Below are 22,398 nucleotides of genomic sequence, written 5' to 3' on the forward strand. Positions count from 1 at the left end.
GCGGGCGCAGGATAGGAGCAAGTGGTGATAAGGCACTCTAACATCCTGTTTTCCGGTCTTTTTGTGCGGTGGATAAGTGGTTTGGCTAAAAATTGATCAGATTCCCCAAGCCCATATGAATCACGGCCTGCGAGGGTATGTGCTCAGCTTGTCCACAGGCAGATGCACAGTAGATGTGGGCAACCGTCAAATGAGTGGAAGCGCGAAACGGGGCAGGTCAAACGTCGGATTGTCGATGCAGGACGATGCGCCCGCGACTGAGGTCGGACAGTTGCCGCTGGAAGGTCTCGATTTGCTCTGGCCCGACAGCGATTGAGAGCGCGACACCGTTGGCCAGGAAGTCTTCGTTTTCCACCACGCCATTGAGTTCGGCAAGCCGCAACTTCACCAGCGCCAGTTCGCTGAAGGTACAGTCGAACGTCAGTGAAACACGATTGATCAGCGGCAAGCGTGCTGCCTGCTGAAGGCATTTGTTGGCCCCGCCACCATAGGCACGGGCCAGTCCGCCGGTGCCCAGCTGGATTCCGCCGTACCAGCGAATCATCAGCACCACCACCTGATCGAAATCCTGCGCTTCGATGGCCGCCAGAATCGGTCGGCCTGCCGTGCCGCCCGGCTCGCCATCGTCCGTGCTGCGGTATTGCGCACCCAGTTTCCAGGCCCAGCAGTTGTGCGTGGCGTTGAGGTCACTGTTCTGTTCGATGAACGCCTGGGCATCGGCCGGGCTATTGATGGGCGCCGCGAGGGTAATGAAGCGGCTCTTGCGAATCTCCTCGCGAAATTCACAAGGGCCGACGAGGGTAGAAGGCATTGACGGTTCCAGCCAGACGCTAAGGTTGTTCGAAGATCAGATCGGTGGCGTGAGCCCGCAACCCTTGAGGATGATGCGGATCAGGTTGTTGCCCGCCTCTTCCATGTCTTGCTTGGTCAGGCGCGTGCGACCGGTGACCTGGCAGATCTGCGTGGCGAAGTCAGCGTAATGCTGAGTGCTGCCCCACAGCAGGAAGATGAGATGAACCGGATCGACCGGGTCCATTTTGCCCGCATCGATCCACGCCTGAAAGACGGCCGCACGTCCTTGAAACCACTGCCGGTAATCCTGGCTGAAGTACTCGTTCAGGCATTCGCCGCCACTGATGATTTCCATCGCGAAGATGCGCGAGGCCTGTGGCTGGCGTCGGGAGAACTCCATCTTCGCGCGGATGTATTGGGTCAACGCCTGAGCCGGATCGTCTTCGACCTTCAGATGGTTGAAGGTGCTGTCCCACAGTTGAATGATGTTACTCAGGACCGCGATGTACAGACCCAGCTTGTTGGTGAAGTAATAGTGCAGGTTGGCTTTTGGCAGCCCGGCATTCTGCGCGATCGTGTTCATGCTGGTGCCTTTGAATCCGTGACGGGCGAACTCGTCCTCGGCAGCTTTCATGATCGCTTCTTCATTCTTTTGACGAATGCGGCTCGCCGGTTTGGTGGCGCTGGCGCTGTGAGCAGGGACTTCAAGGGTCATGTGCGGTTCCAGACGGATCATTGGGTGCGACGGGGTGAACAGATAACGCACCCGTGACGATCCGACAAGCGCTGGCAATGGAATTAGTGCTCAAATGCCTCCATCTCCTGCTTTTCTGCGAGGGTCTCTTTGCTTTCGGGCAACAACAGGCACATCGCAATCGCCGTCAGACCGCCACTGGTGATCGCCGAATCAAACAAGTTTTGTACCAGTTGTGGCAGATGGTGCAGTAAGGTCGGTTGCGCGGCGATGCCCAGGCCGACGCCGAATGACGTCGCGATGATCAACATGCTGCGGCGATCCAGCGTCGACTGCGCCAGGATCCGGACGCCGGCGGCGGCCACGCTGCCGAACATCACCAGCGTCGCGCCGCCCAGCACCGGTTTTGGAATCTGTTGCAGAATCGCACCGATGACCGGGAAGAGTCCGAGCAGGAAAAGAATCGCGCCGATATAGAGCCCGACATAACGACTGGCCACGCCCGTGAGCTGAATCACCCCGTTGTTCTGGGCGAAGGTGGTGTTGGGAAAGGCGCTGAAGGTGGCGGCGATCATGCAACTCACGCCATCACCCAATACGCCGCCTTTGAGGCGGGCGATGTAACTGGGGCCTTTGATCGGTTCACGAGAAAGCATGCAGTTGGCCGTCAGGTCGCCCACGGTTTCGATGCTGCTGATCAGATAAATCAGCGCGACCGGTAGGAACGCTGCCCAGTCAAAATTGAAACCAAACCGCAAAGGCAGCGGAATACTGATCAACGCGACGCCGCTGATGGCATGGGGCGTAAGCTTTCCGCAAAACCATGCCGCAACGCTGCCGACCGCAAGCCCGATGATGATTGCCGACAGACGCACCCACGGCGTGCTCGAGCGGTTAAGCAGAATGATGACCAGCAACACGAAGATGCCCAGCGCGAGATTGAGCGGCTCGCCAAAATCGGGGGCGTTGAAGCCACCGCCCAGGTCCGTCACGCCGACCTTGATCAGGCTGACGCCGATCAGTGTGATCACGATCCCGGTAACCAACGGCGTGATAACGCGGCGCAACTGGCCGATGAAACGGCTGAGGACAATCTGCACGATGGCGCCGAAGAAACACACACCGAAAACCATCGCCATGATGTCTTCGGGGCTGCCGCCACGCTGTTTGACCATAAATCCCGCAGACAGGACCGCGCCGAGAAACGCGAAGCTGGTCCCTTGCAGGCAGATCATCCCGGCACCAATGCCGAAGGGACGACGTGCCTGAATAAACGTACCGACACCTGAAACCATCAATGCCATGCTGATCAGGTAGGGCAAGTAAGCCCCCAGCCCTAATGCTGACCCGATGATCAGTGGAGGCGTGATGATGCCGACGAACGCCGCGAGCACGTGCTGAATGGCGGCCAGCGTGGCGGGTGCCGGGCGGGGTCTGTCGTTGAGGCCGTAGATCAGGTCGTTATTGTCGGGCGCTTCGGGCTGCATGCTGGACTCTCGGTTTTTGTGTTTTGGCCATGCCGGCGATGCGCGTGAGATCGTCTACGCGTTCCACCGACACTGGCCGTTGTTGCAAAAACCTGTCCAATCGATCAGGTAGCTGTCGTTAGTTACCCTTTATCTATATGAAAAATAACGGTTTAAAAATCTTGTGGTCAGTTCTTGTTCGCGCGATTTTTGGCACGAGTAGTTCGTTTTGGCCTCATCGTGTGGCAGCCAGACTTTCCAGGAAACTCTCCAGCACCAAATGGGGGCGACGTCCCTTTCGGGTCACGGTGACAAGACTCAGGTCATAAAATCGAGTCTGCGGCTTTAGGGCTCTTAATCTGCCTTGCTGGACCCAGAAGCTCGCGTAGTGGTCTGGCAAATAGCCCATGTAGCGTCCGGTGAGGATCAGGAACGCCATGCCTTCTCGGTCCGAAGCGCTGGCGGTGCATTTGAGTGCCTGATAGTGAGCCTGGATGTCCGTCGGCAAACGGAAGGTCGGCGCGATCGCTTCCTGATCAGCGAGACGGTCATCCCCCAGTTGCGCGTCGTCCACGTAAAACAATGGATGTCCTACGGCGCAGTACAACAGGGAGCGTTCACTGTAGAGCGGCTGGTATTCAAGGCCGGACAAGGCGCTGGCTTGGGGCACAACACCGACATGCAAACTGCCATCGAGCACGCCTTGCTCCACTTCGTTGGGCGCGATCATGCGGATGTTGATGTGCACATCCGGCCCACGCTCCTTGAGTTGTGACAGCGCGTGGGTGATTCGCATGTGGGGGAGGGTGACCAGGTTATCCGTCAGGCCGATGTTCAGTTCGCCGCGCAGGTGTCGGTGAAGGCCATTCACTTCCGTGCGAAAACTTTCCAGCGCACTTAACAGCTGCAGCGACGACTGATAGACCTCACGGCCTTCTTCTGTCAGAGAAAACCCCGCCCGACCACGCTGACACAAGCGCAAACCGAGACGTTGCTCCAGATCGCTCATCTGCTGGCTGATCGCCGAGCGACCAATGCCCAGCGCGCTTTCGGCGGCAGAGAAGCCCCCTGACTCGACTACGCTTCTAAAGATGCGCAGCAGGCGGATATCAAAGTCGCTGACTTGTGCCAGCGGGTCGGAACGTCGGGTGCTCATAGTTTAGTAATCGGCCAACTAAAGATCACAAAAGCAGGATTTTCCAGACTTTATGCCCGTGGCAAGTTAGCTGCAACCCGGTCCTGCTTCGGCCTCTGGTTTTAGCGTACGAAGACAGGCCACCCACACCCTTGTGAGGTTAATTCCAATGAATATGCCCGAATCGTCCGATATGTCTCTGGCCAGCCAGCTCAAGCTTGACGCGCACTGGATGCCTTACACCGCCAACCGCAATTTCCAGCGCGATCCTCGACTGATCGTTGCAGCGCACGGCAGTTACCTGACAGACGATAAAGGTCGCAAGATTTATGACGGCTTGTCCGGTCTGTGGACCTGCGGTGCCGGTCATACGCGCAAGGAAATTCAGGAAGCCGTCGCCAAGCAACTGGGCACGCTCGATTACTCGCCCGCGTTCCAGTTCGGTCATCCACTGTCCTTCCAGCTGGCTGAACAGATCACCGACCTGACGCCAGGCAATTTGAATCACGTCTTCTATACCGACTCTGGCTCTGAGTGTGCCGACACCGCCGTGAAAATGGTCCGTGCTTACTGGCGTCTCAAAGGTCAGGCGACCAAGACCAAAATGATCGGCCGTGCCCGTGGGTATCATGGCGTGAACATCGCGGGCACCAGCCTGGGTGGCGTCAACGGCAACCGCAAAATGTTCGGCCAGTTGATGGACGTTGACCACCTGCCTCACACCTTGCTTGCCAGCAACGCTTATTCGCGCGGCATGCCGGAGCAGGGCGGTATCGCGTTGGCCGATGAAATGCTCAAGTTGATCGAGCTGCACGATGCGTCGAACATCGCCGCGGTCATCGTCGAACCTATGGCCGGCTCGGCGGGCGTGATCGTTCCGCCGCAGGGCTACCTCAAGCGTCTGCGCGAAATCTGCGATCAGCACAACATTCTGCTGATCTTCGACGAAGTCATCACCGGCTTTGGCCGCACGGGTTCGATGTTCGGCGCAGATAGCTTCGGTGTAACACCGGATCTGATGTGCATCGCCAAGCAAGTCACCAATGGCGCGATCCCGATGGGCGCGGTGATAGCGAGCAGCGAGATTTACCAGACGTTCATGAATCAGCCAACGCCTGAGTACGCAGTCGAATTCCCCCACGGTTATACCTATTCGGCGCACCCGGTCGCTTGCGCCGCCGGCCTTGCCGCACTGGACATTCTCAAGCGCGAAAACCTGGTGCAGCAAGTTGCGGAAACCGCGCCGCATTTCGAGAACTCGCTGCACGGCCTCAAAGGCAGCAAGAACGTTGTCGATATCCGCAACTATGGCTTGGCAGGTGCGATCCAGCTCGCTGCGCGTGACGGCGACATGATCGTTCGTCCTTTCGAGACGGCCATGAAGTTATGGAAGGCCGGCTTCTATGTGCGTTTTGGCGGCGACACTCTGCAGTTCGGGCCAACGTTCAACAGCAAGCCGCAGGATCTGGATCGCATGTTCGATGCGGTGGGCGAAGCGCTCAACCAGGTCGACTGATCCCCTCTCTTTTATCAACAGGTGCAGCGTGGGCTGCGCCTGCGGGTCACTTTTTTCGGAGTTTACGCATGAGCACCATTCAACACCTGATTCATGGCGAGTTGGTCAGCGACACCGGTCGTACCGCCGACGTCTTCAACCCGTCAACCGGTCAGGCGATTCACAAGGTTCCTTTGGCCAGTCGTGAAACCGTCCAGCAGGCCATCGACTCGGCGAAAGCCGCCTTCCCCGCGTGGCGCAACACACCGCCGGCCAAGCGCGCTCAAGTGATGTTCCGTTTCAAGCAATTGCTGGAGCAGAACGAAGCGCGTATTGCTCAGCTGATCAGTGAGGAACACGGCAAGACCCTGGAAGATGCTGCGGGTGAGCTCAAGCGCGGTATCGAAAACGTGGAGTACGCCAGCGCCGCCCCGGAAATCCTGAAGGGTGAGTACAGCCGTAACGTCGGTCCCAACATTGACGCGTGGTCCGATTTCCAGCCGCTGGGTGTCGTCGCTGGCATCACACCGTTCAACTTCCCGGCCATGGTGCCGCTGTGGATGTATCCGCTGGCGATTGCTTGCGGCAACTGTTTCATCCTCAAACCTTCCGAGCGCGATCCAAGTTCCACTCTCTTGATCGCTCAATTGCTGCACGAAGCAGGCTTGCCCAAGGGCGTGTTGAACGTAGTGCATGGCGACAAAGCTGCGGTCGATGCCTTGATTGAGGCGCCGGAAGTCAAAGCGCTGAGTTTTGTGGGCTCAACGCCGATTGCCGAGTACATCTATAAAGAAGCGACGGCACGCGGCAAACGCGTTCAGGCGCTGGGCGGCGCGAAGAACCATGCCGTGCTGATGCCGGACGCGGATCTGGACAATGCCGTGAGTGCATTGATGGGCGCAGCTTACGGTTCGTGTGGCGAGCGCTGCATGGCGATTTCGGTGGCTGTCTGCGTCGGTGATCAGGTTGCCGACGCGTTGGTCGCCAAACTCGTGCCGCAGATCAAGGCGCTGAAAATTGGTGCAGGCACGACATGCGGGCTGGACATGGGGCCGTTGGTGACCGGTCAGCATCGCGACAAAGTCAGTGGCTATATAGAAGATGGTGTTGGTGCGGGTGCCAAGCTGGTCGTGGATGGTCGTGGCCTGACGGTGTCGGGGCATGAAGACGGTTTCTTCCTGGGTGGCTGCCTGTTCGACCAGGTCACCCCCGAGATGCGTATCTATAAAGAAGAGATCTTCGGGCCGGTGCTGTGCATCGTCCGAGTGAACAGTCTTGAGCAGGCCATGCAACTGATCAACGATCACGAGTACGGCAATGGCACGTGCATCTTCACCCGTGATGGCGAGGCCGCGCGCTTGTTCTGCGATGAGATCGAAGTCGGCATGGTGGGCGTCAACGTTCCTCTGCCGGTCCCTGTGGCTTACCACAGCTTTGGCGGCTGGAAGCGTTCGTTGTTTGGCGATCTCCATGCGTACGGCCCGGACGGTGTGCGTTTTTACACCCGCCGCAAGGCGATTACGCAGCGCTGGCCTCAGCGCGCGAGCCATGAGGCTTCGCAGTTCGCATTCCCAAGCTTGTAATAGTGTGTTGAAAGGGGCGGGCCGCAAGGCTCGCCCCTTTGCTTTTAGGGCCATTTCTGACCGATATGACAATTTAATGAAAATAGGGGTTGACGCCCCTCTGAATCTCTCTATAATTCGCCCCACTTCCGGCGCAGACGAAACGGAAAACTCCTTGAGAATCAATGAGTTGGACGAAGTAAGCAGCGAGGAGGGGCTTCGGTTCAGATGCTTGAATCGACAGCGGTGAAAAAGGGAGTTGACAGCAGATTGTAACGCTGTAGAATTCGCCTCCCGCTGACGTGAGACGCCAAGTCGAACGAAGCGCAAGTGGTTGAAGTTGCAAAGGAAACTTTGAAAGCTTCTGAAAATAACCGCTTGACAGATACAGAGGACGCTGTAGAATGCGCGCCTCGGTTGAGACGAAAAGCTCTTAACCAACCGCTCTTTAACAACTGAATCAAGCAATTCGTGTGGGTGCTTGCGCTGTAAGACTGAAGTCAACTGATTATCAGCATCGCAAGTTACTCCACGAGAAATCATGGTTTAACCAACGATTGCTGAGCCAAGTTTATAGGGTTTTCTCAAAACCCGATTGCAGTATTGAACTGAAGAGTTTGATCATGGCTCAGATTGAACGCTGGCGGCAGGCCTAACACATGCAAGTCGAGCGGATGAAGGGAGCTTGCTCCCTGATTCAGCGGCGGACGGGTGAGTAATGCCTAGGAATCTGCCTGGTAGTGGGGGACAACGTCTCGAAAGGGACGCTAATACCGCATACGTCCTACGGGAGAAAGTGGGGGATCTTCGGACCTCACGCTATCAGATGAGCCTAGGTCGGATTAGCTAGTTGGTGAGGTAATGGCTCACCAAGGCGACGATCCGTAACTGGTCTGAGAGGATGATCAGTCACACTGGAACTGAGACACGGTCCAGACTCCTACGGGAGGCAGCAGTGGGGAATATTGGACAATGGGCGAAAGCCTGATCCAGCCATGCCGCGTGTGTGAAGAAGGTCTTCGGATTGTAAAGCACTTTAAGTTGGGAGGAAGGGCATTAACCTAATACGTTAGTGTTTTGACGTTACCGACAGAATAAGCACCGGCTAACTCTGTGCCAGCAGCCGCGGTAATACAGAGGGTGCAAGCGTTAATCGGAATTACTGGGCGTAAAGCGCGCGTAGGTGGTTTGTTAAGTTGGATGTGAAATCCCCGGGCTCAACCTGGGAACTGCATCCAAAACTGGCAAGCTAGAGTAGGGCAGAGGGTGGTGGAATTTCCTGTGTAGCGGTGAAATGCGTAGATATAGGAAGGAACACCAGTGGCGAAGGCGACCACCTGGGCTCATACTGACACTGAGGTGCGAAAGCGTGGGGAGCAAACAGGATTAGATACCCTGGTAGTCCACGCCGTAAACGATGTCAACTAGCCGTTGGGAGTCTTGAACTCTTAGTGGCGCAGCTAACGCATTAAGTTGACCGCCTGGGGAGTACGGCCGCAAGGTTAAAACTCAAATGAATTGACGGGGGCCCGCACAAGCGGTGGAGCATGTGGTTTAATTCGAAGCAACGCGAAGAACCTTACCAGGCCTTGACATCCAATGAACTTTCCAGAGATGGATTGGTGCCTTCGGGAACATTGAGACAGGTGCTGCATGGCTGTCGTCAGCTCGTGTCGTGAGATGTTGGGTTAAGTCCCGTAACGAGCGCAACCCTTGTCCTTAGTTACCAGCACGTTATGGTGGGCACTCTAAGGAGACTGCCGGTGACAAACCGGAGGAAGGTGGGGATGACGTCAAGTCATCATGGCCCTTACGGCCTGGGCTACACACGTGCTACAATGGTCGGTACAGAGGGTTGCCAAGCCGCGAGGTGGAGCTAATCCCACAAAACCGATCGTAGTCCGGATCGCAGTCTGCAACTCGACTGCGTGAAGTCGGAATCGCTAGTAATCGCGAATCAGAATGTCGCGGTGAATACGTTCCCGGGCCTTGTACACACCGCCCGTCACACCATGGGAGTGGGTTGCACCAGAAGTAGCTAGTCTAACCTTCGGGGGGACGGTTACCACGGTGTGATTCATGACTGGGGTGAAGTCGTAACAAGGTAGCCGTAGGGGAACCTGCGGCTGGATCACCTCCTTAATCGAAGACTCAGCTTCTTCGCAAGTTCCCACACGAATTGCTTGATTCATTGAAGAAGACGATTGGGTCTGTAGCTCAGTTGGTTAGAGCGCACCCCTGATAAGGGTGAGGTCGGCAGTTCGAATCTGCCCAGACCCACCAATTACCGGTGCACCCTGTAGCGATACGGGGCCATAGCTCAGCTGGGAGAGCGCCTGCCTTGCACGCAGGAGGTCAGCGGTTCGATCCCGCTTGGCTCCACCATTACCGAGGTAGTTGGGTACAGACAGTTGTCCGCTAAAGCTTAGAAATGAGCATTTCCTTCGCATGAAGGCTGAATGTTGATTTCTGATCTTTGTCAGAATCGTTCTTTAAAAATTTGGGTATGTGATAGAAAGATAGACTGGATGGCACTTTCACTGGTGTTCATTCAGGCTAAGGTAAAGTTTGTGAAATGCAAACTTTCGGCGAATGTCGTCTTCACAGTATAACCAGATTGCTTGGGGTTATATGGTCAAGTGAAGAAGCGCATACGGTGGATGCCTTGGCAGTCAGAGGCGATGAAAGACGTGGTAGCCTGCGAAAAGCTTCGGGGAGTCGGCAAACAGACTGTGATCCGGAGATGTCTGAATGGGGGAACCCAGCTGTCATAAGACAGTTATCTTACGCTGAATACATAGGCGTAAGAGGCGAACCAGGGGAACTGAAACATCTAAGTACCCTGAGGAAAAGAAATCAACCGAGATTCCCTTAGTAGTGGCGAGCGAACGGGGACCAGCCCTTAAGTTGATTTGAGATTAGCGGAACGCTCTGGAAAGTGCGGCCATAGTGGGTGATAGCCCTGTACGCGAAAATCTCTTGTCAATGAAATCGAGTAGGACGGGGCACGAGAAACCTTGTCTGAACATGGGGGGACCATCCTCCAAGGCTAAATACTACTGACTGACCGATAGTGAACCAGTACCGTGAGGGAAAGGCGAAAAGAACCGCGGAGAGCGGAGTGAAATAGATCCTGAAACCGTATGCGTACAAGCAGTGGGAGCCCACTTTGTTGGGTGACTGCGTACCTTTTGTATAATGGGTCAGCGACTTATTTTCAGTGGCGAGCTTAACCGAATAGGGGAGGCGTAGCGAAAGCGAGTCTTAATAGGGCGTCTAGTCGCTGGGAATAGACCCGAAACCGGGCGATCTATCCATGGGCAGGTTGAAGGTTAGGTAACACTGACTGGAGGACCGAACCGACTACCGTTGAAAAGTTAGCGGATGACCTGTGGATCGGAGTGAAAGGCTAATCAAGCTCGGAGATAGCTGGTTCTCCTCGAAAGCTATTTAGGTAGCGCCTCATGTATCACTGTAGGGGGTAGAGCACTGTTTCGGCTAGGGGGTCATCCCGACTTACCAAACCGATGCAAACTCCGAATACCTACAAGTGCCGAGCATGGGAGACACACGGCGGGTGCTAACGTCCGTCGTGAAAAGGGAAACAACCCAGACCGTCAGCTAAGGTCCCAAAGTCATGGTTAAGTGGGAAACGATGTGGGAAGGCTTAGACAGCTAGGAGGTTGGCTTAGAAGCAGCCACCCTTTAAAGAAAGCGTAATAGCTCACTAGTCGAGTCGGCCTGCGCGGAAGATGTAACGGGGCTCAAACCATGCACCGAAGCTACGGGTATCATCTTTTGATGATGCGGTAGAGGAGCGTTCTGTAAGCCTGTGAAGGTGAGTTGAGAAGCTTGCTGGAGGTATCAGAAGTGCGAATGCTGACATGAGTAACGACAATGGGTGTGAAAAACACCCACGCCGAAAGACCAAGGTTTCCTGCGCAACGTTAATCGACGCAGGGTTAGTCGGTCCCTAAGGCGAGGCTGAAAAGCGTAGTCGATGGAAAACAGGTTAATATTCCTGTACTTCTGGTTATTGCGATGGAGGGACGGAGAAGGCTAGGCCAGCCTGGCGTTGGTTGTCCAGGTTTAAGGTGGTAGGCTGAGATCTTAGGTAAATCCGGGATCTTAAGGCCGAGAGCTGATGACGAGTGTTCTTTGGAACACGAAGTGGTTGATGCCATGCTTCCAAGAAAAGCTTCTAAGCTTCAGGTAACCAGGAACCGTACCCCAAACCGACACAGGTGGTTGGGTAGAGAATACCAAGGCGCTTGAGAGAACTCGGGTGAAGGAACTAGGCAAAATGGCACCGTAACTTCGGGAGAAGGTGCGCCGGTGAGGGTGAAGGACTTGCTCCGTAAGCTCATGCCGGTCGAAGATACCAGGCCGCTGCGACTGTTTATTAAAAACACAGCACTCTGCAAACACGAAAGTGGACGTATAGGGTGTGACGCCTGCCCGGTGCCGGAAGGTTAATTGATGGGGTTAGCTAACGCGAAGCTCTTGATCGAAGCCCCGGTAAACGGCGGCCGTAACTATAACGGTCCTAAGGTAGCGAAATTCCTTGTCGGGTAAGTTCCGACCTGCACGAATGGCGTAACGATGGCGGCGCTGTCTCCACCCGAGACTCAGTGAAATTGAAATCGCTGTGAAGATGCAGTGTATCCGCGGCTAGACGGAAAGACCCCGTGAACCTTTACTATAGCTTTGCACTGGACTTTGAATTTGCTTGTGTAGGATAGGTGGGAGGCTTTGAAGCGTGGACGCCAGTTCGCGTGGAGCCATCCTTGAAATACCACCCTGGCAACTTTGAGGTTCTAACTCAGGTCCGTTATCCGGATCGAGGACAGTGTATGGTGGGTAGTTTGACTGGGGCGGTCTCCTCCTAAAGAGTAACGGAGGAGTACGAAGGTGCGCTCAGACCGGTCGGAAATCGGTCGTAGAGTATAAAGGCAAAAGCGCGCTTGACTGCGAGACAGACACGTCGAGCAGGTACGAAAGTAGGTCTTAGTGATCCGGTGGTTCTGTATGGAAGGGCCATCGCTCAACGGATAAAAGGTACTCCGGGGATAACAGGCTGATACCGCCCAAGAGTTCATATCGACGGCGGTGTTTGGCACCTCGATGTCGGCTCATCACATCCTGGGGCTGAAGCCGGTCCCAAGGGTATGGCTGTTCGCCATTTAAAGTGGTACGCGAGCTGGGTTTAGAACGTCGTGAGACAGTTCGGTCCCTATCTGCCGTGGACGTTTGAGATTTGAGAGGGGCTGCTCCTAGTACGAGAGGACCGGAGTGGACGAACCTCTGGTGTTCCGGTTGTCACGCCAGTGGCATTGCCGGGTAGCTATGTTCGGAAAAGATAACCGCTGAAAGCATCTAAGCGGGAAACTTGCCTCAAGATGAGATCTCACTGGAACCTTGAGTTCCCTGAAGGGCCGTCGAAGACTACGACGTTGATAGGTTGGGTGTGTAAGCGCTGTGAGGCGTTGAGCTAACCAATACTAATTGCCCGTGAGGCTTGACCATATAACACCCAAGCAATCTGCGACTCGATGAGCACAGATTGCGGTGACTGTGAAGACGACACGCACCGAAAGTTTGCAGCACACAGGCAAAACCTGATCACATACCCGATTTACTGAAGCGAGGCCATACGGTCACGAGTCAGTACCCGAATTTCTTGACGACCATAGAGCGTTGGAACCACCTGATCCCATCCCGAACTCAGCAGTGAAACGATGCATCGCCGATGGTAGTGTGGGGTTTCCCCATGTGAGAGTAGGTCATCGTCAAGATTAAATTCCAAAACCCCATCTGCGAACGCAGATGGGGTTTTGTTTTTGCGCGCGGAAAAGCCGAACTGCAACAGCGCGACGCCCTCTGTTAGTCTTCTCCCTCTCCAAATGCCAAGGAAGCAGCTATGCCGGTGACATCCAACCTCAATCCCGGGTTCATGGTGGTTCATGGCAATCGCCTGGATGAGCTGCGCAGCCTGGTCGTGTCGTGGATGCGGCGCTATCCGCTCACACCGCTGGAGAATGAGGTCGCTCTGGTACAGAGCAACGGCATCGCTCAATGGCTAAAGCTTGCCTTGGCTGAAGACGCGGAGGAGGACGATACGGGCGGCTGCGGTATCGCTGCAGCGATCGATGTACAGCTTCCCGGCAGTTTCATGTGGCAGCTGTATCGCGCGGTCTTGGGTAAGGACGAGATTCCGGAAACCTCGCTGCTCGATAAGGCCCCGCTGACGTGGCGCTTGATGCGGCTTTTGCCCGCGCTCATCAACCAACCTCACTTCGAACCCCTTCAGCGCTTTCTGACGGCGGACACGGATCTGCGCAAGCGCTATCAACTCTCCGAGCGACTGGCAGACCTGTTCGACCAATACCAGGTCTATCGCGCTGACTGGCTGGAAGACTGGGCCGCCGGCAGACATCAATTGAGGAGCGTGCGGGGGGAAGTCAAGGCACTCAAGCCTGAGAACTGCTGGCAGGCCGAGTTATGGCGTGCGCTGTTGCATGACGTCGGTGCCGAAGGGATGGCTCAGAGTCGTGCCGGCGTTCATCAGCGCTATATCGAGCGTATCAACAGCCTGACCGAGGCGCCTGTCGGGCTGCCGGCTCGTGTCATCGTATTCGGCATTTCCTCGCTCCCTGCTCAAGCATTGGAAGCCCTCGCAGGACTGGCGCGCTTCAGCCAGGTGCTTTTGTGCGTGCACAATCCGTGTCGCCATCACTGGGCCGACATCGTCCCGGATAAAGACCTGCTGCGTCACGAATACAAACGTCAGTCGCGCAAGGCCGGCATGCCCGTTGTGCTGAATCCTGACGCCTTGCATCAGCACGCACACCCGCTGCTCGCTGCCTGGGGCAAGCAGGGGCGCGATTATATCAATTTGCTCGACAGCCACGACGACCCCAACAGTTATCGCTCTATTTTTCGCGATGGCCGGATCGATCTGTTCAGCGAAAGCGACCCGTACACGATCCTCAATCAGTTGCAGGACGACATCCTCGAATTGCGCCCGCTGGGAGAAACCCGCGAGCGATGGCCGGCGGTGGATATCAAGACCGACCGATCAATCCGTTTCCATGTAGCCCACAGTGCACAACGCGAAGTGGAAGTGTTGCACGACCAGTTGCTCGCGCGGTTCAGCAAGGACCCGGATTTGCGTCCTCGCGATGTCATCGTCATGGTCCCGGACATTGACAGCTATGCGCCTCACATTCGCGCGGTGTTCGGTCAACTGGATCGTGATGATCGTCGCTTCATCCCGTTCACGCTGGCGGACCAAGGGCAGCGTGGCCGCGATCCGTTGCTGATCGCCGTCGAGCACCTGCTGAAGATTCCAGACAGCCGTTTCCCGGTCAGCGAAATCCTCGACCTGTTGGACGTCCCGGCGTTGCGCGCCCGGTTTGGTATTAATGAGCGCGACCTGCCCACCCTGCATCGCTGGATCGAGGGTGCAGGCGTGCGCTGGGGTCTCAACGCCAAACAACGTGAAGGGCTGGGATTGCCAGAGGCGCTGGAGCAGAACAGTTGGCATTTCGGTCTGCGCCGCATGCTGCTCGGATACGCGGTAGGGTCAGGCGTCGCTTATGAGGGCATCGAACCCTACGACGAGATTGGCGGGCTGGACGCAGCGCTGATCGGTCCACTGGTGGCGTTGGTCGATGCGCTGCAGATCGCGCACAACGAACTTTCGCAACCTGCGACGCCACCGGTGTGGGGCATGCGTCTGCAGGCGCTCATGCAGTTATTCTTCGCAGCAGACAGCGAGCACGATGATTACCTCTTGGGTCAGCTGGAAACGCTGCGTGAAACCTGGCTGGAAACCTGCGAGAACGTGGGCTTGCTTGAAGAGCTGCCGCTGACCGTTGTCCGCGAAGCCTGGCTCGCCGGACTGGATCAGGGACGTCTTTCGCAGCGGTTCCTGGCGGGTTCAGTCAACTTCTGCACGCTGATGCCGATGCGTGCGATTCCCTTCAAGATCGTCTGCCTGCTGGGCATGAATGACGGCGATTACCCCCGCGCGCAGCCTCCGCTGGATTTCGACTTGATGGGCAGCGATTACCGGCCGGGTGATCGTTCTCGTCGTGAAGACGATCGCTACCTGTTACTCGAAGCGCTGCTGTCCGCTCGTGATCAGCTGTACATCAGTTGGGTTGGGCGCAGCATTCGTGATAACTCCGAGCGTCCCGCGTCTGTGCTGATCGGTCAGTTACGCGATCACCTCGCCAGCGGTTGGCGGCTGGCGGACGCCGTTGAACCAGAAGACGAACACAGGCGCGACCCCGGGCAACAGTTGCTGCATAAGCTCACGCTCGAACACCCGTTGCAGCCGTTCAGCGCCAAGTATTTTCAGGAGAGTCTGGAGTTCTTCAGCTTTGCCCGTGAGTGGCAGGTCCTGCACGAAACGGTTGAGAACAGCATTGAAGCCAAGACACTGGAAAGACACGAGCAGGAAGAGCCGCTGAGCCTGATGCAGCTTCAGGATTTCCTGCGTAACCCGGTTAAACACTTCTTCAGTCAGCGCTTGAAGATTTTCTTCGAGGTCGCCGAAGCACCGCTCGCGGATGAGGAGCCTTTCGTACTCGACGCCCTTGAGCGTTATGGCGTGAGCGATAGCCTGCTGCAAGCCGCGCTGACCGATCCCGACAACGCCGATCAGTCGCTCAAGGCTGAGGCCATACGCTTGCAAGCCAGTGGTCTGCTACCGATGGCCGGGTTCGGCGAGCTTTTGCAAGATGAGCTGATCGAGCCTTTGCCTGATCTGGTGCAGCGCTATCACGCGCTGCTGTTCAAGTGGCCTGAGCGTTTGCACAGCGCATTGCCGGTGACTTACCGACATCAGGGTGTCGAGCTCGATGGATGGCTCGACGGGCTGTATCAGAATGCACAGGGTCAATTGCTGGCGGTCACCGCGATTCCGAACGCCATTGGCGGCAAGAAGTCTCGCAAGTGGCATCGCTTGACCAAACCATGGGTGATTCACTTGGTCGCCTGCGCATGTGATTTGCCGCTGACGACTGCACTGGTCGCAAGCGATGACACCTTGCTGTTGTCGCCGCTGGATAAAGACACGGCCACGCGCACGCTGGATGATTTGCTGCTCGCATGGCAGCACGGCATGCAACGACCGCTGCCGGTCGCCGTGCAAACCGCATTTGCATGGCTGGGACAGGGCGACGAGGTGAAGGCTGAGGCGGCGGCTCGCAAAGCCTATGAGGGCGATGGGCAGACTACCCAGGGTGAACGCGCACAGAGCACGGCACTCGCTCGGCAGTTCCCGGATTTCGACGCGCTCCTTGACACCGAAGAGTTCGTCGGTTGGTGCGAATCGCTGTACAAACCGATTTTTGAAGCGCCCTGGCAATCCCTGTCCAGCGAGGAGGCCGGAGCATGAGTGACGCCCTACAGTCTTTGGTCCAGAAACCATTGCCCCTGCGGTTCCCCCTCAAAGGCAGCCAACTGATCGAGGCCAGCGCAGGGACGGGCAAGACGTTCACGATCTCGGCGCTCTACCTGCGCCTGGTGCTCGGGCATGGCGACGAACGCTCCGGTTTCGGCCAGGAACTGCTGCCTCCGCAGATTCTCGTCGTGACCTTCACCGATGCGGCCACCAAGGAGCTGCGTGATCGTATTCGCACCCGGCTGGCCGAGGCCGCGCGTTTCTTCCGTCAGGAGATCGAAGCCCCCGACGCACTGATCGCCGATCTGCGTGAAGAATTCGCCAGTGAACAATGGGCGGGCTGCGCGAGTCGTCTGGACATCGCTGCGCAGTGGATGGACGAGGCCGCCGTCTCGACCATTCACAGTTGGTGTCAGCGCATGCTGCGTGAGCATGCGTTCGACAGCGGCAGTCTGTTCACCCAAAGCCTGGAGACCGATCACAGCGACCTGCTCGGCGAGGTGCTCCGCGATTACTGGCGCAAGTTCTGTTACCCCATGAGCGGTGACGCGCTCAATTGGGTTCGAGAAAACTGGGGCGGTCCGGCGGCATTATTGCCACGGGTGCGTGCCTTGTTCGGCAGCGAGCGTGGCCCCGTTACCCAAACCCCGACGCAACTGATCGAGCAGTCGATCCATGAACGCCGCGAAGTGCTGAAAGCCCTTAAATCGCCTTGGGCAAACTGGGCTGCCGAGCTGCATGCGATCTGCATCGACGGTGTGAAGTGCAAGGTCGTCGATGGCCGAAAAATGCAGGAGCGTTACTTCAAGCCCTGGTTCGACAAGCTCATTGCATGGGCCAACGATGAAGATCAGGAGCAGCTGGATCTGGGCACCGGTTTCACACGCCTGACGCCCGATGGCATTGCCGAAGCCTGGAAAAACAATCCGCCTTCACACCCGGCGTTCGAAGCCATGGTCGAGCTGAAGGTCGCCCTCGACACTTTGCCAACGCCCGACGCTGCCGTGCTCGAACACGCTGCGCAGTGGGTCGGCGAACGCTTTGAAGAAGAGAAGCGCCGCCGGGCGGAAATGGGCTTCGACGACATGTTGTTGCGTCTGGATGCGGCGCTGCGTGGCTCGGGTGGGGAGCGTCTGGCAACCCTGATTCGCGAGCAGTTTCCGGTCGCATTGATCGACGAGTTTCAGGACACGGACCCGGTGCAGTACCGGATTTTCGACAGCATCTATCACCTCGAAGCCAATGACGAAAGCACCGGTCTGTTTCTGATCGGCGACCCCAAACAGGCGATCTACGCTTTCCGCGGCGCCGACATTTACACCTACTTGCGCGCCCGCATCGCGACGGCCGGACGCCTGCACACGTTGGGCACCAATTTCCGTTCCAGCCACGCGATGGTCGAAGCGGTCAACCATGTGTTCGTGCGCGCCGAAACCCGCACAACCGGTCGAGGCGCCTTCTTGTTCCGAAGCGCCGACGAGAACCCGGTGCCCTTCGTTGCTGTGGCTTCACAAGGCCGCAAGGAACGCTTTCAGGTCGACGGTGATCTCGTCGCTGCACTGAACATCTGGCAATTGGAAAGCGAGCAAGCGGTGTCGGGCACTACCTATCGTCAGCAGTTGGCTGCGAGTTGTGCGAGCGAGATCGTGAGGTTGCTCAATGCGGGACAGCAAAGCCGGGCCGGGTTCGCCAAACCCGGAGAGCCCCTCAAGGGATTGCTGCCCGCCGACATCGCGATCCTGGTGCGCGATGGCAAGGAAGCCCAAGCGGTGCGCGCAGAACTGTCGGCCCGAGGCGTGCGCAGTGTGTACCTCTCGGACAAGGACTCGGTGTTCGCCGCACAGGAAGCCCACGACCTGCTGGCCTGGCTCAAAGCCTGCGCCGAGCCGGACGCCGAGCGCACGCTGCGTGCCGCGCTGGCCTGCATCACCCTCGACTTGCCGCTGGCCGAGCTTGAACGGCTCAATCAAGACGAACTGGCGTGGGAAAGCCGCGTCATGCAGTTCCGTGACTATCGACGCATGTGGCGTACGCAGGGCGTGTTGCCGATGCTGCGTCGTTTGTTGCATGACTTCAAACTGCCACAGACATTGATTCAGCGTAGCGATGGCGAACGGGTGCTGACCAACCTGCTGCACCTGTCGGAACTCATGCAACAGGCCGCCGCCGAACTCGATGGCGAGCAGGCCCTGATCCGTCATCTGGGCGAGCATCTCGCATTGTCCGGTCAGGCAGGCGAGGAGCAGATTCTGCGGCTGGAGAGCGATGAGCAACTGGTCAAAGTCGTGACCATTCACAAGTCGAAAGGCCTTGAGTACCCGCTGGTGTTCCTGCCGTTCATTTGCTCGACGAAACCCGTGGATGGCAGCCGTCTACCGCTGCACTTCCACGACGCTGAAGGCCATGCGCAGATCAGTCTGAAACCGACTGCCGCCTTGGTCGAACAGGCCGACGACGAGCGTCTGGCCGAGGACCTGCGTCTGCTCTACGTCGCCCTCACTCGCGCGCAACATGCGTGCTGGCTGGGCGTGGCGGACCTCAAGCGCGGCAACACCAACGGGTCGATTCTGCATCGCTCGGCGTTGGGCTATCTGCTCGGCGGCGGTGAGGTGTTGGCGGATTCGACCGCGCTCACCCAGTGGCTGCGCTCGTTGGCCGAACACCAGCCGGCGCTGAGCGTGGAAACCGTGCCGGTGCCGACCGGCGAGACGTTCACCGCGCCCCGCAGCGAGGCTGCGTTGAGCAAACCGCGCATGCCACGGCGCAGTGCTCGGGAAAACTGGTGGATCGCCTCCTACAGCGCGCTGCGCATTGGTGACACGATCACCGACAGTGGGGATCAGTCACCGGACAGTCCACAAGCTCAAAAGCTGTTCGACGATGAGCGCCTCGACCCTGAAGCGCCTCGTGAAGTCATGGCCAGTGGCGGTGACATCCACCGGTTTCCCCGTGGGCCGAATCCCGGCACCTTCCTTCACGGTCTGCTGGAATGGGCGGGTGAGAAGGGCTTCGCCTTGGCGTCGAGAGAGCCAGCGGCGTTGGAAAAAGTCGTTGCCCAGCGCTGCAACCGTCGTGACTGGAATGGCTGGATCAACACCCTGACCGACTGGCTTCAGCATCTGCTGGTCATGCCGTTACGCCTCGGCGCTGACGTTAAACCGGTGGCCTTGAGCGCGCTGGATCAACCGAACCAGTACCGCGTCGAGATGGAGTTCTGGTTCGCCTGCTCTAAAGTCGACGTGGCACAAATGGACGCGCTGGTGCGCCGCTATACGCACAACGGCGCACCGCGAGCCGCCGCGGAAACCGTCTCGCTCAACGGCATGTTCAAGGGCTTCATCGACCTGACCTTCGAGCACGAGGGTCGCTATTACGTGGCCGATTACAAATCCAACTGGCTGGGCGTCGACGACGATGCCTACACCGAGCAAGCGATGGAAAACGCGATTCTGGATAACCGCTACGACCTGCAATACGTGTTGTACCTGCTGGCGCTGCATCGCCAGCTCAAGGCGCGTCTGGTCGATTACGACTACGACCGGCACATGGGCGGCGCGGTGTATCTGTTTGTGCGTGGCGGTCGCGCAACGAGCCAGGGCGCGTGGTTCACCCGTCCGCCTCGCGCGTTGATCGAAGGCCTTGATCTGCTGTTCCAGGGCCGTCCGTTGATCGAGGAAGAAGCGCTGTCAGGAGAGCTGGTATGAATCGCACCTTTGCTCATTTGCTCCCTACGCCGCTGGACGCCGAAAGCCTCGCCGAGCTCAAGCCCCTCAGCCGCGTGGGCGATCTGCTGTTTTTGCTCGAACGGTGGGTCGAGCGCGGCTGGCTGCGCGCGCTGGACAAGGCCTTCGTGGGGTTTCTGGCCGACCTTGATCCCACGGCTGACTCACTGGTGTTGCTCGCGGCCGCGCTGACCAGCCATCAGCTCGGTCACGGCCACGTGTGTCTCGATCTCTATGAGACCCTGAAAGAGCCGGACTTCGCCTTGTCGCTGCCACCGGAGGGCGATCTGCTGTCGACCCCGATGTTGCTGCCCTCCGCGTTGCTCAAGGCGCTGGATGGCGGGGCCTGGTGCAAGGCGCTGGCAGACAGCACGCTGGTCGCCAACGCGGGCGACAACAGCGCTGCGGCGGCGCAGAAGCCGTTGGTTCTTTCGGACCGACGCCTGTACCTGCGTCGTTACTGGACCTACGAGCGCCGCATCGATGCCGCACTGCATCGTCGACTGGCGCAGGTCGAGGCAGCGCCAAGCGATCTGGCAGAGCGTCTGGAAGCACTGTTCGGTCCAGCCGGCGCGGGCCCGGATGCGCTGATCGATTGGCAGAAGCTCGCCTGTGCGGTGGCGACACGAGGTGCGTTCAGCATCATCACGGGTGGGCCGGGCACGGGGAAGACCACCACCGTCGTGCGCTTGTTGGCGCTGCTGCAATCGCCTGCGGTCGAGCGCGGCAAACCGCTGCGCATTCGGCTGGCGGCACCGACGGGCAAAGCCGCGGCGAGGCTCACCGAATCCATCAGTCATCAGGTGCAGTCGCTGCAAGTGCCTGAAGACGTTCGCCAGAAAATTCCCAGCGATGTGACCACCGTGCACCGTCTGCTGGGCAGCCGGCCGGGCACTCGGCATTTTCGTCATCACGCGGGGAATCCACTGCCGCTCGATGTGTTGGTGGTGGACGAAGCCTCGATGATCGACCTGGAAATGATGGCCAACCTGCTGGATGCCCTGCCGCCCCATGCGCGCATGGTGTTGCTCGGCGACAAGGATCAGTTGGCGTCGGTGGAAGCCGGTGCCGTGCTGGGTGATCTGTGTCGTGATGCGGAGGCGGGGATGTATAGCCCGCAGACCCAGGCCTGGCTGGAGTCGGTCAGCGGTGAGGACTTGAGCAAGAGCGGTTTGCGGCCAGGCGATAACGTAAAGCATGCGCTGGCGCAGCAGGTGGTGATGTTGCGTCATTCCCGACGCTTCGTAGCCGGCAGCGGCATTGGCCAACTGGCGAAGCTGGTCAACCAGCAGCAGGATCGGGAAGCGCGTGAGTTGCTGGCGGCGCGTACGTATCCGGATCTGTTTGCGTTGTCGCTCAAGGGCGAGCAGGACCGTGCCTTATCGCGCCTTGTGCTCGACGGCCACGGCAACGGGCCTCAAGGCTACCGGCATTACCTCGGCGTGATGCGGGCGCAGCGGCCGCAGGATGTGATGTCCATCGACGATCCACGGTGCATCGACTGGGCGCGAAAAGTGTTGAACGCCTTCGATGAATTCCAGTTGCTGTGTGCCGTGCGTAAAGGCCCGTGGGGCGTCGAAGGCTTGAACCAGCGCATGACTCAGACGCTCTTCGCCGCGCAACTGATCGAGAGCGATCAACAGTGGTACGAAGGTCGTCCGGTCTTGATGACCCGCAACGATTACGGCCTGGGCTTGATGAACGGCGACATCGGCATTGCGCTGCGGTTGCCGGAGGGCGCGCCTGAAGAAAACCGCCAGGCCCTGCGTGTCGCGTTCCCGCGCAATGATGGCAGCGGCGGGGTGCGGTTTGTGCTGCCGAGTCGACTCAATGACGTGGAAACGGTGTACGCCATGACCGTGCACAAATCACAGGGCTCCGAATTCGCGCACACCGCGTTGATTCTGCCCGAAGCGCTGAATCCGGTGCTGACCAAAGAGTTGATCTACACCGGCATCACCCGGGCCAAGCATTGGTTCAGCCTGATCGAGCCGCGTCAGGGCGTGTTCGAAGAGGCGCTGCGGCGCAAGGTCAAACGCCTGAGTGGGTTGATGCTGGAGTTGTGAGGCACGAACGTCGATGTTGTCACATGGTGTTAAACCGATGCAGTCCTGTCTGTG

The 22,398-nt window shown here is 58.0% G+C and carries 9 protein-coding genes, 2 tRNA genes and 3 rRNA genes; 10 read left to right on the plus strand and 4 right to left on the minus strand.

Annotated elements, in window-relative coordinates; genetic code table 11:
• Positions 1-217 precede the first annotated feature (217 nt).
• The 4 genes from ABDX87_RS18285 to ABDX87_RS18300 all read right to left on the minus strand — a co-directional run bounded on the left by ABDX87_RS18285 (position 218) and on the right by ABDX87_RS18300 (position 4,108).
• Positions 218-811 carry an IMPACT family protein gene (locus ABDX87_RS18285; RefSeq protein ID WP_346829148.1) on the minus strand — a complete coding sequence of 198 codons (594 nt, stop codon included), beginning with the start codon at positions 809-811 and terminating at the stop codon, positions 218-220.
• A 36-nt stretch (positions 812-847) separates the two neighbouring features.
• Positions 848-1,507: a TetR/AcrR family transcriptional regulator gene (locus tag ABDX87_RS18290; protein WP_346829149.1), complete on the minus strand. Its 660-nt coding sequence runs from the start codon at positions 1,505-1,507 to the stop codon at positions 848-850.
• An 83-nt stretch (positions 1,508-1,590) separates the two neighbouring features.
• On the minus strand, positions 1,591-2,973 hold the full coding sequence (locus tag ABDX87_RS18295; RefSeq protein WP_346829150.1) for a uracil-xanthine permease family protein: 1,383 nt from the start codon (positions 2,971-2,973) through the stop codon (positions 1,591-1,593).
• Positions 2,974-3,187: 214 nt separating this feature from the next.
• Complete coding sequence (locus ABDX87_RS18300) at positions 3,188-4,108, minus strand: LysR family transcriptional regulator (protein WP_346829151.1); 921 nt, start codon at positions 4,106-4,108, stop codon at positions 3,188-3,190.
• A 148-nt stretch (positions 4,109-4,256) separates the two neighbouring features.
• Here ABDX87_RS18300 and ABDX87_RS18305 point away from each other — a divergent pair, with 148 nt between their 5' ends.
• The 10 genes from ABDX87_RS18305 to recD all read left to right on the plus strand — a co-directional run bounded on the left by ABDX87_RS18305 (position 4,257) and on the right by recD (position 22,344).
• The gene (locus ABDX87_RS18305; RefSeq protein ID WP_346829152.1) at positions 4,257-5,603 is read left to right on the plus strand and encodes an aspartate aminotransferase family protein; all 1,347 of its coding nucleotides are present in this window, start codon (positions 4,257-4,259) and stop codon (positions 5,601-5,603) included.
• A gap of 68 nt (positions 5,604-5,671) precedes the next feature.
• Positions 5,672-7,165 (plus strand): CoA-acylating methylmalonate-semialdehyde dehydrogenase, encoded by a 1,494-nt coding sequence (locus ABDX87_RS18310; protein WP_346829153.1) that lies wholly within the window; start codon positions 5,672-5,674, stop codon positions 7,163-7,165.
• 584 nt (positions 7,166-7,749) lie between these two features.
• Positions 7,750-9,286: ribosomal RNA gene (locus ABDX87_RS18315) — 16S ribosomal RNA — on the plus strand.
• 64 nt (positions 9,287-9,350) lie between these two features.
• Positions 9,351-9,427: transfer RNA gene (locus tag ABDX87_RS18320), tRNA-Ile, on the plus strand.
• Between the two features lie 26 nt (positions 9,428-9,453).
• A tRNA-Ala gene (locus tag ABDX87_RS18325) sits at positions 9,454-9,529 on the plus strand.
• A 248-nt stretch (positions 9,530-9,777) separates the two neighbouring features.
• Positions 9,778-12,670 (plus strand): 23S ribosomal RNA (locus ABDX87_RS18330).
• A gap of 153 nt (positions 12,671-12,823) precedes the next feature.
• A 5S ribosomal RNA gene (gene rrf / locus ABDX87_RS18335) occupies positions 12,824-12,939 on the plus strand.
• Together the 16S, 23S and 5S rRNA genes with 2 tRNA genes alongside form the textbook arrangement of a ribosomal RNA operon.
• 125 nt (positions 12,940-13,064) lie before the next feature.
• Positions 13,065-16,550: an exodeoxyribonuclease V subunit gamma gene (recC, locus tag ABDX87_RS18340; RefSeq protein WP_346829154.1), complete on the plus strand. Its 3,486-nt coding sequence runs from the start codon at positions 13,065-13,067 to the stop codon at positions 16,548-16,550.
• On the plus strand, positions 16,547-20,260 hold the full coding sequence (gene recB, locus ABDX87_RS18345; protein WP_346829155.1) for an exodeoxyribonuclease V subunit beta: 3,714 nt from the start codon (positions 16,547-16,549) through the stop codon (positions 20,258-20,260). The genes recC and recB overlap by 4 nt, the downstream gene beginning before the upstream one ends.
• Complete coding sequence (gene recD, locus ABDX87_RS18350) at positions 20,257-22,344, plus strand: exodeoxyribonuclease V subunit alpha (RefSeq protein ID WP_346829156.1); 2,088 nt, start codon at positions 20,257-20,259, stop codon at positions 22,342-22,344. The genes recB and recD overlap by 4 nt, the downstream gene beginning before the upstream one ends.
• Positions 22,345-22,398: the final 54 nt, after the last annotated feature.

Origin of the sequence: Pseudomonas abietaniphila, assembly GCF_039697315.1 — a bacterium.
GTDB lineage: Bacteria > Pseudomonadota > Gammaproteobacteria > Pseudomonadales > Pseudomonadaceae > Aquipseudomonas > Aquipseudomonas abietaniphila_B.